This is a genomic window from Roseivirga sp. UBA838, from assembly GCF_002296035.1.
Lineage (GTDB): Bacteria > Bacteroidota > Bacteroidia > Cytophagales > Cyclobacteriaceae > Roseivirga > Roseivirga thermotolerans.
In genome coordinates, this window is the sequence record NZ_DBHC01000042.1 from 109,212 (window position 1) to 124,220 (window position 15,009).

11 protein-coding genes are annotated in these 15,009 nt (G+C 44.5%); 3 read left to right on the top strand and 8 right to left on the bottom strand.

Annotated elements, in window-relative coordinates; all coding sequences use genetic code 11:
• Positions 1 to 88 precede the first annotated feature (88 nt).
• From mnmE to B3O12_RS15575, 7 genes are all read right to left on the bottom strand, one after another.
• Entirely contained in the window at positions 89 to 1,471 is a 1,383-nt protein-coding gene (gene mnmE, locus B3O12_RS15545) for a tRNA uridine-5-carboxymethylaminomethyl(34) synthesis GTPase MnmE (protein ID WP_286756977.1), read from the bottom strand.
• A 946-nt stretch (positions 1,472 to 2,417) separates the two neighbouring features.
• Entirely contained in the window at positions 2,418 to 3,323 is a 906-nt protein-coding gene (locus tag B3O12_RS15550) for a metal ABC transporter permease (protein ID WP_286756978.1), read from the bottom strand.
• Positions 3,324 to 3,426: 103 nt separating this feature from the next.
• Positions 3,427 to 4,713: a metal ABC transporter permease gene (locus B3O12_RS15555; RefSeq protein WP_286756979.1), complete on the bottom strand. Its 1,287-nt coding sequence runs from the start codon at positions 4,711 to 4,713 to the stop codon at positions 3,427 to 3,429.
• Between the two features lies 1 nt (position 4,714).
• Complete coding sequence (locus tag B3O12_RS15560) at positions 4,715 to 5,506, bottom strand: metal ABC transporter ATP-binding protein (protein WP_189631427.1); 792 nt, start codon at positions 5,504 to 5,506, stop codon at positions 4,715 to 4,717.
• A gap of 164 nt (positions 5,507 to 5,670) precedes the next feature.
• Complete coding sequence (locus tag B3O12_RS15565; RefSeq protein ID WP_286756980.1) at positions 5,671 to 6,588, bottom strand: metal ABC transporter solute-binding protein, Zn/Mn family; 918 nt, start codon at positions 6,586 to 6,588, stop codon at positions 5,671 to 5,673.
• Complete coding sequence (locus B3O12_RS15570) at positions 6,585 to 7,262, bottom strand: metal-dependent transcriptional regulator (RefSeq protein WP_229838710.1); 678 nt, start codon at positions 7,260 to 7,262, stop codon at positions 6,585 to 6,587. The genes B3O12_RS15565 and B3O12_RS15570 overlap by 4 nt, the downstream gene beginning before the upstream one ends.
• A 183-nt stretch (positions 7,263 to 7,445) precedes the next feature.
• Positions 7,446 to 8,570, bottom strand: coding sequence for a hypothetical protein (locus B3O12_RS15575; RefSeq protein WP_286756981.1), 1,125 nt, complete (start codon positions 8,568 to 8,570; stop codon positions 7,446 to 7,448).
• 35 nt (positions 8,571 to 8,605) lie between these two features.
• Between B3O12_RS15575 and B3O12_RS15580 the strand changes: the two genes are divergently transcribed.
• Both B3O12_RS15580 and B3O12_RS15585 read left to right on the top strand, forming a co-directional pair.
• On the top strand, positions 8,606 to 9,418 hold the full coding sequence (locus tag B3O12_RS15580; RefSeq protein WP_189631046.1) for a 2,3,4,5-tetrahydropyridine-2,6-dicarboxylate N-succinyltransferase: 813 nt from the start codon (positions 8,606 to 8,608) through the stop codon (positions 9,416 to 9,418).
• Between the two features lie 266 nt (positions 9,419 to 9,684).
• Positions 9,685 to 10,284, top strand: coding sequence for a tetratricopeptide repeat protein (locus tag B3O12_RS15585; protein ID WP_189631047.1), 600 nt, complete (start codon positions 9,685 to 9,687; stop codon positions 10,282 to 10,284).
• 16 nt (positions 10,285 to 10,300) lie between these two features.
• On the opposite strand, the gene B3O12_RS15590 is transcribed toward B3O12_RS15585, so the two are convergent.
• Entirely contained in the window at positions 10,301 to 11,320 is a 1,020-nt protein-coding gene (locus B3O12_RS15590) for a DNA/RNA non-specific endonuclease (RefSeq protein WP_286756982.1), read from the bottom strand.
• A 93-nt stretch (positions 11,321 to 11,413) separates the two neighbouring features.
• Here B3O12_RS15590 and B3O12_RS15595 point away from each other — a divergent pair, with 93 nt between their 5' ends.
• On the top strand, positions 11,414 to 14,899 hold the full coding sequence (locus B3O12_RS15595; RefSeq protein ID WP_286756983.1) for an amidohydrolase family protein: 3,486 nt from the start codon (positions 11,414 to 11,416) through the stop codon (positions 14,897 to 14,899).
• Positions 14,900 to 15,009 lie beyond the last annotated feature (110 nt).

The window sequence follows — 15,009 nt, forward strand, 5'->3', positions numbered from 1 at the left end:
AAAAAGGGATAATTAGCAACAAATAAAAGAAGGAAAAACAGCCTAAATGATAGAAAGAGAAGGGTTTAGCGTATGAAGGGAAAGTAACTTACTTCCCAATACAAAACTTGCTGAAAATATTCGCCAGCAAATCATCTGTGGTGATTTCTCCGGTGATCTCACCAAGGTAGTGGAGCGCTTGGCGGATATCCATGGCCACAAAGTCATTGGTGACTTGGTTGTCAATGCCTTCGATGACGTTCATGAGGGTATTTTTGGTTTGAAGGAGGGAATCGTAATGACGGATATTTGTCACCACGGTATCGCCCCGTTTGAACTTGTTGAGGTTCACGAGTTCTAGAATTCGCTCTTTGAGCAACTCCACATGCTCCGGCTCTTTGGCGGTAAGGAAAAGCATATCAGGGTGTTGATGTTGGAGCTTTTCAACCAAAGCGTCATCTACCTTATCCAGTTTGTTACCGACTTTCAGGAATGGCACTCCTGTATTTTCCAGCACATTGATCTCCTTGTTCATTTCCACAATATCTACCTGAGAAAGGTCGAAAAGGTAGATGATCATGGATGCCGTTTTCATTTTGGCTTGGGTTCGCTCCACACCAATTTTTTCAATCGCATCGGTAGTTTCTCGCAAACCCGCAGTATCGATAAATCGGAAGGCTACTCCACCAATCACGATTTCATCTTCGATAAAATCGCGGGTAGTACCGGCAATGTCGGAAACTATGGCTTTTTCCTCTTTTAGCAGGGCGTTGAGAAGGGTAGATTTACCGGCATTGGGCTTACCGGCAATCACCGTGGGTACTCCGTTTTTGATCACGTTACCCAGGTCAAAACTTTGTATAAGTGCATTTACAACCGTTAAAAGTCGGTTCACAAGGTCTTTGAGGTCATCTCTGCTAGCGAATTCTACATCTTCTTCGCCAAAGTCGAGTTCCAACTCAATCATAGAGGCAAAATGAATTAACTCCTCGCGAAGCTTTTTGATCTCACCAGAGAACCCACCACGCATCTGATTCAGAGCTGCATTATGAGCCGCTTCGGTATCGGCATTGATGAGGTCGGCCACTGCTTCAGCTTGAGCTAAATCGAACTGTCCATTCATAAAGGCACGTTTGGTGAATTCACCCGGCTTGGCCGGTCTGGCTCCTTTTCTGATCAGAAGTTGGATAATCTGCTTGATGATGAAGTTGGAGCCATGGCAGGATATTTCTACCACGTTCTCTTTGGTAAAGGATTTTGGGGCAATAAACAATGAAACCAACACCTCATCTAAAATGCGGTTGTCCTCATCGCGAATTGTACCAAAATGAATCGTGTGTGACTCCTGTTTTGTCAGGTCTTTTCCTTTAAAAACCTTATTGGTGATGTTGATTGCCTCTTTTCCACTTAAACGAATTACCCCAATGGCACCAACTCCCTGGGGAGTGGCCAAAGCGATTATCGTATCATCATTTTGCAGGAGATTTTGCATGCTGCAAAGATAGGTTTTCGAATGAATAGATGTTTATGTCTCAAATTCTAAATGGTAAGGCCAGTTCGCAACTAATTCTTTTCTAGCCTGCGTTGTTGTCAAGTATGGCTAGTTGTAAAGAGAAGCGAGTGCTTTTGCTGTGTGGTGTAATGCTTTTTACGACTTTACTTTGTTTCTCCCACCGTTGTTATGGATTGATTGTAGTATAGTCTCAGTTTCAATAATAGACGATAAACAATGAATAAGCCCAGTGTCGGATATCCTTCGGCCATGCTCAGGATAGGAAAGTGAGGTTTCGTTCTTAGCAATTAACCGAATAACCAATAATCTCGAACAGGCCTTGCGTCAGATCCTTCAACTACGCTCAGGACAGGAGAGGGAGGTTTCCTTTAACCAATAACGAATAAGCGTGAACAAGTCCCTGCGGGATCCTTCGGCTATGCTCAGGATAGGAAAGTGAAGTTTCGTTCTTAGTAATTAACCGAATAACCAATAATCTCGAACAAGCCTTGCGTCAGATTCTTCAACTACGCTTAGGACAGGAGAGGGAGGTTTCCTTCTTTACGATTAACCAATAACGAATGAGCAATGAACAAGCCCTGTGTCAGATCCTTCGGCTATGCTCAGGATAGGAAAGTGAAGTTTCGTTCTTAGCAATTAACCGAATAACGAATAATCTCGAACAGACCCTGTGTCAGATCCTTCGGCCATGCTCAGGATAGGAAAGTGAAGCTTCGTTCTTAGCAATTAACCGAATAACCAATAACGAATAAGCGTGAACAAGTCCCTGCCGGATCCTTCGGCTGGGCTCAGGATGGGACAAGGAGTAGGTAAGGGGTGAATAACGAAGAGCGGTTAACGACTAACCATTAGCAGCTTCCCTCAATGATATCAATAAACCTTTCTCTTGGGAAGGAAGAAAAGGGTATCAAAATAGCTTTCGCTACTATGAGAGAGGAGCTTCAGTTTTGAGTCTTTGTGCTTCTTTTCGTTGGAGTCTTTTCTTCATAAGCACTCCATGGCCGGGAGAAAAGAGGAAGGTGATCCCGAACAGAATACCTATGATGGTAACAATAGCACCGGCAATGGAACCATCGACCCAAACAGCAAGGTAGTAGCCGAGCGCACTACTGACAATGGCCACAAAAACGGTAATAATCATCATGGTTTGGAACCGGTCGGTGAGGAGGTAGGCAATGACAGCTGGCCCGACAAGCAAGGCTACAACAAGAATGGCTCCTACAGAATCGAAGGCGGCTACAGTAGTCATGGATACAGCTCCCATTAAGAGGTAGTTCCAAAGCGACACTGAAACCCCTATGGTAGCTGCAAAAGCCGGATCGAAGGTGGTTAAATGTAGCTGTTTAAAGCCAATGCGAATAAAGGCAACATTCACTATGAGTGTCATGGTAGCTACATAAAGGGCTCTTGGACCAAATATGGTACCGTTATCTCCAATCCACAAATCGATTGGGACATAGGCAATTTCACCATAGAGTACGCATTCCTGATCGAGGTCTACCTGGCCCGCAAAAACAGAGATAAGAATTACACCCAAAGCAAACAGCCAGGTAAAAGTAACTCCTATGGCTGCATCGGTTTGTAGTCGGGCTTTATGATGAAAAAATTCGATAAGGAAAGTGCTGAAGATACCGATTAGTGCAGCACCGAGTATCATTTCGAACGAATCGCGGGTACCGGTAAGCAAAAAAGCAATCACTATGCCGGGCAATACGGCATGAGAAATGGCATCACCTACCATGGCCATTTTTCTGAGAATCAGAAAGCAACCAAGCAGACCACAGGAAATGGCAAACAGAGTAGCCGTTAGTATGATATAAAAAGCATCCATCCGAATCAGTTGTCGGTTAATTGTTGTTTAGTTATCGGTAATATTTTTCATTACAATCTCTTGCCTAAAGCTTACTGTCTTGGTCTTCCGTCTTTTAGCCACTTCAATACGGTATCTTTTCTTCATGCGGATCCACTTCAGGATATTCCAGCATTTTTTCCAATCTTTTTTCCAATTCGGGGGTAATAATGTGCTCTATGGTTTCGGCATCTTCATGCACATGATCAGGATCAATTTTCATGTATTTGGAAAGATATAACTCCCAGAGCCTGTGTAGTTTGACCACCCGCTGTCCTTTTTGCCGGCCGGCTTCGGTGTATCGCCAATGCCCGTTTTCTTTGGTAATGAAACCTTCTCGCCTAAGTCTTCTCAGCGAACTTCTCAATCGGTCTTTTGGAAAAAAACGTTCCTCAACAATTTCTTCAATGCTGCGTGCTTTATAAATATCTGCATCTTTTTCTCCCAGATGATAGAGCTCTTTGAGCAAGTTTTCGTCCATAATCATTCGTTGTAGCCTTCTTTGCTGAACTCCGCGGGAAATAATACCTCGCTTTGGGGCTATGAAGAAGGAGGTGAGCGCAATGGCAGAAATAATCATTACAATCCACGGGCCTGTGGGCATAGCCGGAGCCACATAACTTACGTAAGCCCCTGAAAGACCGGAAACTCCGCCCATAATGGCTGCTAAAACGGTCATTATTCGTACATCGTTGGTCCAAAAGCGGGCCGCTGCGGCCGGAGTAATCAACATGGCGGCCATTAACACTACCCCCACAGCTTGAATACCGGTAACCACAGCCAGCACTGTGAGCGAGGTGAGTAGTAAATCCATCCCTTTTACGGGTAGCCCAAGAGCTTTGGCATAGCTGGCATCGAAGGCAATTAGCTTCAGTTCTTTAAAAAACAGTGCTACGGTAACCAGCAGTACAATAGCCACAATACCAAAAACTTGTAAGTCTTGGCCTACCAATGCGGCTGCTTTACCAAATAAAAAAGAATCGAGGCCTGTTTGAGCTGCATTTCCGGAATGCTGAATATGAGTGAGCAGGAGTATGCCAATGCCAAAGAAAACAGATAGGATGAGGGCAATGGCGGTATCTTCTTTGATCTTAGTTTTAAGGGTAATGTTATCGATGATGACCAGAGATAGCCAGCCGGTGACAAAAGCTCCTATAATTAGCCAAAGAGGGTTTTTTGTGCCGGAAAGTATGAAGGCCAGGCATATGCCGGGCAATACCGAATGTGCCACAGCATCGCCAACCAGGGCTTTCTTTTTAAGAAAAGTGAAAGTCCCGACTACTGCCGAAGAGGCACTCAGAAGTACGGCACCCACTGTTACGGCAATTATGCTTGGATCGCTGAAAGAAAAGAATTCCTGTAAGGTTTCCATATCAGTATTTCTCCCGGCTGGGTATTTGCCTTTTCCGAACCAATTCGCCCACCTCGGCCAATACGGTGAGTTTTCCTCCATAAGTTTCCTGTAGCATTTCATTGGTAAATACCTTATCGATAGGGCCGGAAGCTACAAGTCTCATGTTAAGCAGTACTATCCAATCGAAAAACTCTGCAGCCGACTGTAGGTCGTGGTGCACCACTATTACGGTTTTGCCCTGTGCTGTCATTTCTTGCATAATGGAAAGTATGGCTGCTTCGGTTGCCGCATCCACTCCTGCAAAGGGTTCGTCCATAAAGTATAGATCGGCCTCCTGAGCTAGTGCTCTGGCCAGAAAAACCCGTTGCTGTTGCCCACCGGAAAGCTGGGATATTTGTCGGTCTACATAGGCTTCCATTCCCACCTTTCTCAAGCAGTTTAAGGCCATTTCTTTATCGGCTTTTCTGGGGCGTGTGAGCAAACCTAGCTTGGCGTAACGCCCCATCAGCACCACATCCAGCACAGAGGTGGGGAAATCCCAGTCTACACTTTCGCGTTGCGGCACATAGCTTACTCTATGCCTCACATCGTCCAGTGCTTCATCGAATATTCTCACATAACCAGAGGCTAAAGGAAGCAAGCCCATGGCCGACTTAATCAGGGTTGACTTTCCCGCTCCATTTGGTCCGATAATTCCAATAAGTGCGCCTTTGGGTAAAGTCATGTCAATATTCCAGAGTACTGGCTTCTTATGATACGACACCGTCAAATCATGAAATTCTACTACTGGTTCTTGTGCTTCTACTTTCATTTCTTCCTTCCTTAAGTACCCCCTAAATCCCCTAAAGGGGACTTTCGAATTTTTGACACCCTTTCGAGCCGGGGTCTTGTGCTTCTATTTTCTTCGTTCCGTTTCAGGTTTTATGTTCAATGTTCCAGGTGTTTTCTTAAAACCTTGAACCATGAACTTTAAACTCATTTCAATGCTTCAACTATGGTTTTAACATTGGCTCTTACCATGCCCAAATAGGTTCCCTCAGGGGTTCCGGCAGCGCCCATGGCATCAGAAAATAGGCTTCCTCCAATTTTCACTTCGTGGCCTTTCTGTTCACAGCCTTCCACAATGGCTTTTATGTTCTTTTCGGAAACCGAGGTTTCTACAAAAACTGCATTAATCTGTTTTTCAACAATAAAGTTGATAAGGTCTACCCGGTCTTTCAGCCCAAACTCGGAGAGTGTAGAAATACCCTGTAGCCCGCGTACTTCCAGGCCATATGCCCTGCCGAAATAACTAAAAGCATCGTGAGCGGTAATCATTATCCGCTTGGTAGGGGGGATGGTTTGGATTTGCTCCGTGACCCACTCATGGAGCTCAGCAAATTGCCTACGCAGAGCTTCAGCATTGGCAATAAAGTAATCACGGTTTTCCGGTCGGGCTTCAATCAATGTATTGGTTACTTCCACAATGGTTTGGCTCCAAAGGCTTACATCGAACCAGATGTGCGGGTCGTATGTGCCCTGATATACCGGACTATCGAGTAATAAGTTCTTTTCAATACCTCTGGCCACCGGAATCACCGTTTTTATGCGTTCCAGTTTTTCGAATACCTCGCCCATTTTACCTTCGAGGTGTAGACCGTTATAGAAAATAATATCGGCTTGTTGCAGGCGTGCCAAGTCGCCTTGTGTGGCCTTATAGAGGTGTGGGTCTACACCAGGGCCCATTAGGGCTGTTACCGTTACAGAGTCTTTGCCTATGTTTTTGACCACATCGGCAATCATGCCGGTAGTGGCTACAACATTTAGTTTACCGACAGTTTTCCGGCTGGTTTTAGGTTGGCAGCCCAAAAGAATCAATACGGCCAACAGTGCAATGTGTAGAGATTTAATCATAGCGGTGTTACAAGTATATTTTGGGCAGCGGCCGGAGATACGGTGGTGCTTTTATTTTGGTTTATGGTAATGTCTACAGAGCCATCGAACTCATTGTGATCATCTATTCGCAAGGTGGTGCCAATCGATATACCCACCTTGTCCAAATATTTTAAGAAGGCCGAACTGGAATCATTTACGGTAATTACTTTGCAGCTCTGTCCTGCTTCTATATTGCAGAGGGGTTCCTTCTTTACGGTAGAAAAGACTCCATTCTCATCGGGTATGGGGTCGCCATGCGGATCGTGCTTAGGAAAGCCCAAAAACTCATCTAGTTTACTTATCAGTAGGGGAGATTTAATGTGCTCTAATTGTTCGGCAATATCGTGCACTTCGTCCCAATGAAAATTTAGCTTTTCAACCAAGAACACTTCCCAGAGCCTGTGCTTACGAATTATTTTGAGCGCAATCTCTTTGCCTTTCTCCGAGATATGAACCCCGCGATATTTCTGATAGTCCACCACTTTCTTTTTAGAGAGTTTGCGGATCATATCGCTTACTGAGGCCGGAGTAGTGTTCATTTCTATGGCTATGGCATTGGTGTTTACACTTTCCTGTCCGTGGTTAGACAGGTGGTAAATAGCCTTTATGTAGTTTTCTTCCGATAGACTATACACGTAATTAAAGTTTGACACAAATATATGTTTTAGATTTATCTAAAAAAAATGTATTGATAATCTAAACTATTTAAAATATGCTCCATATTGCTGATTTAAAGCTTGTTAGTTGGGGAGATAAAAATTTTTAGACAAAACTAAAAATGAGAGAAGAGGCTGTTGGTAAGGTTGGCTTAAACTCGGCAGAAGGTGGTTGTTAGCTCATTGCCCGGAGAGTTCCTCTAATAAGTTCAGTAGTTTCGGCTTCTCACTCGACCAAAGGCTGGAAGAAGCATTACCCCTATCGTAGAAGGTTTTGGTCTTCATGGTGTTCAACAAGGTCTTTGCATCAAAGTCATCAGGGTTAACTTCAATGGCCGCATTAAACTCGGCACAGAACTGCAACCATGTGGGGTTGTTGAGCAGTAGAATAGGCAGTTTATTGGCGGTATACTCAAAAAGCCTGGTGAGTATTTTGTCGTCATTAATACCTCCATTCGAGCGTTTTAGTACAAAACCAAAATCGGCCTTTTGAATGGCTTCAATAATCTCCAGGTGCGGAACGAGGTGATCTCCGCCATTTAGTTCTATGAATTCATAGTGCTCTATTTCTTTATGAAGACGCATAAGGTCTTTTTTAAGAGCACAATAGCCTACAATGCGGAGCCTGACTTTCGGGTCGCATAAATGAAGCGATTTGGTGATGTCTATGGCATCAAACACCCCATTAGACTCAGAAATGGTGCCTGTATATAGCAGGTCTATATATTCAGGGTCGGGGTTGCGGTAGGCCGTAGACTCATGTGTTTGTGGTGCATATTTATTTTCGATTACGGTTACTCGTTTTGAAAGAAAGGGGAGTTGTTTGTTGTACACCCTTTCTGCAAGAATATAATGGTTGATAAAGGGCCTGCTCAGCCATTCTTTCATTCGTACCCACACGGCCAGAAACGGACGGACAGCGGGAGGGAAAACCTGGGTGAAACGAATATTCTTTACATAATTTTCTCTTAAATCATAGATGAGTTTGCTGCCAAATAAAATTTTGTAAACACTGCTAACTATCAGTAATTCATGGGTGTTAGCTATTATTATTTCAGGTTTTAGTTGAATGTACTTTTTGAATACTTTGAAGGGATGAATAAGGCGCTGAAAGCTCAAACGTCCGAAGGGACCATGAGGGTGAAAAGTAATGCCTTCATGTGTACGGACATTTTTTGAATCAAAGCCTATGATATTAATATCATATTTATTTGTTTCAGCCATTGAAAGGCCGAATTTCTCATACATGCGGGTGTCATCTATTGGCTTAAGCAGCGAGGCAATTACTACTTTGGTCTTTTTCATCAACAGTATTAAAGTTAAAATTTTCTGCGATATAAATGGAACTAAAAGACATCATCGAAAGAGCTTGGGAAGACCGCACATTACTCAATGATAAGGAGGTGGTAATTGCCATCAAAACTATTATTGAAGATTTGGATAGAGGAGATAAGCGTGTGGCCACTCCCACAGAAGAAGGTTGGGTAGTTAATGAATGGGTAAAAAAGGCGGTGATTCTTTACTTCCCTATTCAGAAAATGCAAACCATTGAAGTTGGGCCGTTTGAGTTTCACGATAAAATGAAGCTCAAAACCGGATATGAACAGAAAGGAGTCCGTGTGGTTCCTCATGCCGTGGCCAGATATGGAGCCTACATTAGCAGTGGCGTTATTCTAATGCCATCCTATGTAAACATTGGAGCTTATGTGGATGCCGGCACTATGGTAGATACCTGGGCTACGGTTGGTAGCTGCGCCCAGATCGGTAAAAACGTACACCTAAGTGGTGGGGTAGGTATTGGTGGAGTGTTGGAGCCTCTACAGGCTGCTCCTGTAATTATTGAAGACAATGCCTTTATTGGCTCGCGATGTATAGTGGTGGAAGGCGTTAGAGTAGGTAAGGAAGCTGTGTTAGGGGCTAACGTGACACTTACAGCTAGCACCAAAATTATTGATGTGACAGGTTCTGAACCTGTAGAATACAAGGGCTATGTGCCTGAGCGATCGGTAGTTATTCCGGGCTCCTATACTAAAAAGTTCCCGGCAGGAGAGTACCAGGTTCCTACAGCCTTGATTATCGGAAAACGCAAAGAAAGTACGGATAAGAAAACCTCACTCAATGATGCGCTTAGAGAAAACAATGTAGCCGTCTAGAATTGAATGAGAATTTCCCGTTTTGGGAGCGATAATATTGTATGAATTTATATAAGCCACTGATTTTCAGTGGCTTATTTTTTTGGTCTTTAGCTTGTCTTTTATAGGGTAGTTGTTTGAGTTTTTGACATTGGGTAGCGGACACTTGTCCGCTTTAGGGTAGACCTTTCACCCTACCTGAGGAAAGGGGGCTTAGTGCCCCCTTTTTCTTTTATTCTGATGTTTAAAGGGCTAACTTTGCAGCCGCAATTTGAAAAACAGATAAAATGAAAAAGTTGATAGGGTTGATTTGGGTGCTGATGATGGTGGTGTTTTCAGCTTGTAATTCTGATGTAACCAGAGAGGCCGATGTGCTGTTTAAAGACGGCAAATACAATGAGGCCATTGAATCCTATACCGAATACCTTTCTACGAAACCAAAAGACATAAAATCACTTTACAACAGAGGTAGAGCCTATGAAGAAGTGGGTCAACTGGAGGAAGCCAGAGAGGACTTCGAAGCAGTTTTGGCTATTGATGAGACCAATGTGAACGCCAACCTGAGCATGGGCAAGTATTGGTATAACTCCAAAGATTTCACCAAAGCCATTTATTATTTCGATAAAGTGATTCAGGTAGATGGAAGGGTGTCTACTGCCTATCTGCTAAAAGGTCGTTCCCATCATCAATTGGGTGATTTCGATGAAGCAAAAGCCAATTACGACCAAGCCATAAACTTCGATAATGAGAATGCCGAAGCGTTCTTGTATAGGGGTGCTTTGAAAGTGGCTTTGAATCAATCCAAGGGTGCTTGCAATGACTTGAACCGTGCGAGGGCTTTGGGGTCAGAAGAGGCTAAAGACGCTATTGCCAGGTATTGCAAGTAGTTCCGTCAATGTGGTATTAGTCGAAGTTCCAACGGCTGGTCATCACCGTACTTTCGAGCATATTTTCCAGTTCATCGGGTATGGAAGGAAAGAAATCGAGCCGGGTGAGTCTTTCTATTTCATCGATAGTTACCACAAAAGAACTTAGCTCATTCGAAGATTTTTCGTTTTTCATAAGAAATGCAATGGCCTTGATTTCCGGCCTGTCAATGTCTAGCACAATCTTGTAGTAGTATTCAGGCACCGATACCTTATTTGGACCAATACTTTTGAGTCCGGATTTCAACACCGGGCCCGTAACCACATATACCACTCCATTTTCTTTAGCCCAGTCTCGCACTTTCGATTCCAGTTTTTTCCAAATGCCTCTGTTGAACCCGGGATCTTGCGGACTCATATTACTCATGTAAAAACTCTGAGAAAGGGCAAATTCATCATATGAAAAGTCTGCGGCAGGAGCCAAATGACCACGGTCGTAGCCTGAGCCCCTGTAGTCGGCCAGTGAAGCCGATCCGGTTCGAACCCTTGGATCTTCCCTAAAATCATCGGCTCTATCGAAAGTGGGCCGGTTAAGCGAATCAGCCACTAATTTGTATGCAACCCACATGGCTTGCTCATGGTCTTCGTTGTAGCGCAGGGTATAATAAGGTCTTTCTATAATGGCATCATTCGTGTTGTATGCCGGCCACATGAAGTCAAATGCAGAGGTAAAGTATAAATCAAATTCACTGTAGTTAAGATCTTCATTATTAGAAGGTTCAGAGGTTGATTCAGGGGCTGATATTACCTCGCTTCCTGTGTTTTCAGATCCCGGCTCAGCTTTAATACGGTCACCATTGAGGGGTGATTCTAACCTGAATTCTCTGATGGACTCAGGCACCAATTCTCCTTCGCGCAAGGCCAGACCGGTGTAGCCCAGTCCACCTAAAATTAAGACTCCTAGGATAAATTTGCCAAGACTAAAGCCAGAGCTGTTCTTTTTGCTTCCCGCTCTACTGCTGGTTTTTCGTGAAGCTGCTTTTCGTTTCTGAGCCATTCCGGTTTTTTCGCAATGTTAATTATTATTCAGCTTACTGCGTAACCGATATTTCTTAAATTCAAGACTGTTTACAAACTAATCAACTAAGCTATGACGCATTCAACTCAATGGAAGGCTACCGTACATAGAGTACTTTTATGCCTCTTTATTGGTCTTGTCTGGTTAGGGGTGGGAGTACAGCCCGCTCATGCCTTTTGGCAAGACGATAAGTCCGATACCTCAAAATTCAACCAAAAAACCTACAAAGATTTGCCTCTCAAGGCCGATCGACTGCTTGAGTTTAATACCAAGGAAGGTACCTGGCTTTCTGTAGACGTTTCACCCGATGGAAAAACTATTGCTTTCGATATGCTGGGAGACCTGTATACCATGCCTATTTCGGGAGGAAAGGCTACGCGGATTACCGATGGCATGGCCTACGATACGCACCCTCGCTATAGTCCGGATGGAAAAAGCATTGTGTTTACCTCAGACAGAAGCGGTTCGGACAATGCCTGGATTATGAACCTGGAAACAAAAGAATTCACTCAGATTACTAAGGGCAACAATGAGTGGGTGCAATCGGCCGAATGGTCGCCTGACGGTGACTATGTAGTGGTATCGAAAGGCCGCAGAAACTTAAAGTTATTTATGTACCACAAAGATGGTGGTGGAGGCTTTCAGCTTATCGATGAGCCAAGCAGCCTGAAAGTGATTGAGCCGGCATTTTCGGCCGATGGTCGATACATCTATTTTTCGCAGCGTAATGGTGCGTGGAATTACAATGCGCAGTTACCTCAGTACCAAATTGGTATGTATGACAGAGAGAATGGGCAGAGAGCTACCATTACCAGCCGTTATGGGTCGGCCTTTACGCCAACTCTCTCACCTGACGGGCGATGGATGGTGTATGGCTCTCGTTATGAAGACCAAACCGGCTTGGTGTTGAGAAACCTTTCAACAGGTGATGAAAGGTGGTTGGCCTATCCGATTCAGCGCGATGAACAGGAGTCTATAGCTCCGCTAGGAGTATTGCCTGCCATGTCTTTTACACCCGATTCCAAAGAAGTAATTACCTCATGGGGAGGAAAACTCTATAGGGTAGCCATTGAAGAAGGAAAGGCAACCGAGATACCCCTGGACGTGGATGTGAAGTTAGAAATGGGCCCCCGCCTCAAGTTTGAATACCCTATTTCGGACGACCCGAACATGGTGGTGACACAGATTCGCGATGGAGTGCCTTCACCGGATGGTACTCAACTGGCTTTTACGGCACTCAACCGACTGTATGTAATGAAAATACCCAATGGTGAACCCAAAAGACTCACCGACTTTGAGATGACTGAAGCCATGCCCACCTGGTCGCCAGATGGTAAAATGATAGCTTTTGTTACCTGGTCCGATACAGATGGTGGGGCTATTTACAAAGTGAATGTGGAAGGGCGCCCACGTCCGGTTAAACTCACCAAAACACCGGCTATTTATCAGACACCCGCCTGGGCGGCCAACAATAGAATTGTGTTTACCAAGGGAAGCGCACAAAACCTAAAAGATGCCTCCGGTCCGGGAGCACCAAGAGCCGATGAGGACCTTTGCTGGATTTCTGCCGATGGAGGAGATATTAACTTTATAATGAAAACCCAGGGAAAAGGAGGGCCGCACTTTGTAAAAGGTAGCGACCGAATTTACCTGAGTGGTTTCAATGGATTGAGCTCCGTAAGGTGGGACGGTACCGATGAAAAGGAAATCGTAAAAATTACCGGAATTACCACTTACGGTTCTATCGCTGATCATCACCATGCGCCATACGAAGTGTACGATCCCTGGTCTCAGCAAGCTGGCACGACTGCAGGTGGCACCTCGCTCGAAGAAGGTGAGGGATGGCGTGAAAATAACCCTCCATCCAGAGCTACAGCCATATATATGGCTCCTGAAGGAGATAAAGCCATGGCACTCATAAACAATGATATTTACGTAGTAACGGTGCCAAAACTTGGACAAACTCCAACTATTTCCGTCTCAAACCCCGAAAGTGCACAGTTTCCGGCAATGAAACTGACTGAAATTGGTGGTCAGTTTCCGGCTTGGTCGGCCGATGCAAAAAAGGTTCACTGGTCAATTGGCAATGCCCATTTTATCTATGACCTGAACGCTGCCGAGGCCTATGCAGATAGTGTGAAAATGACGAAAAAGGCAGAGGCAGAAGCCAAAAAGACTGAGGAGAAAGACGAAGAAAAGAAAGAAGAGGCCAAAGAAGATACTAAGGAGGAGAAAAAGAAGGACGAAGGCTACAAACCTCATGAATTCAGAGTAAAAGTAATGGCCAAAAAAGACATACCGCAAGGTGTGGCTTTGTTGAAAGGTGCCCGAATTATTACTATGAATGGTAATGAGGTGATTGAAAATGGAGACGTTCTAATAGAGAATGCACGAATAAAGGCCGTTGGAGCCAGTGGCACACTTGATGTACCAAGGGGAGCTCAGGTATTCGACATGACGGGTAAAACAATAGTGCCGGGCTTTGTAGACACTCACGCACACATGTGGCCGGCCTGGGGACTTCATAAAAATCAGGTTTGGGTATATGCCGCTAACCTGGCTTACGGAGTAACTACTACGCGAGACCCTCAAACGGCAACTACCGATGTTTTAACCTATGCCGATTTGGTAGAAACAGGCGATTTGTATGGCCCTAGAGTCTACTCAACCGGCCCGGGTGTAGGTTTCTGGATGTACAACCTCAAAGATCTGGATCATACCAAGCGTGTACTAAAACAGTACAGTGAGTACTACAACACCAAGACCATAAAAATGTATTTGGTGGGTAACAGAAAGCAGAGACAATGGGTTATTGAAGCTGCTAAAGAGCAGCAACTGATGCCTACTACTGAGGGTGGTTTGGATTTTAAACTGAATATGACCCAGATGATTGACGGATACCCCGGCCATGAGCACTCACTGCCAATTGCTCCGCTTTACAAAGATGTAACCTACGCGGTGGCACAATCTAAAATGGCTTACACACCAACCTTACTGGTGTCTTATGGTGGTCCCTGGGCTGAAAATTACTTCTACAGCAGAGAAAACCCTTATCACGACAAAAAGCTGCAACATTTTACACCATACGATGAACTGGCTTCTAAATCCAGAAGAAGACCAGGGTGGTTTATGGACGAAGAACATGTTTTTGAAAAACACAGTGAAGGGGTGAATGCCGTGGTGAAACAAGGTGGCTTGGCAGGTATTGGTAGCCACGGACAGTTACAAGGTTTGGGTTATCATTGGGAATTGTGGTCTGTTGGAGCCAAAATGGCTCCTCACGATGCATTAAAGGCAGCGACCATTTTAGGAGCAACAGCGATTGGCTTAGAAAAAGACTTGGGCTCCATAGAAGCAGGTAAGCTGGCCGACCTTGTCATACTTAATGACAACCCACTTAATAACCTGAGAAATACGAACAAGATTTATCAGGTTATGAAGAATGGAAGACTTTATGATGCCAATACTCTGGTTGAGGTTTATCCACGCAAGCGTAAGGCAGAACCCTTCTATTGGCACCAGTCCAAACCAGAAGGACTGCCGGGGCTTAAAAAGTAGTATAATATTGGAGATTTGTTGATGAACCGGTGGGGGAAACCCTGCCGGTTTTTGTTTTCAGCCTACCAATAGTAGCTCGCGCTGAGGACTTTTTATGTGCTGTGAGTTTG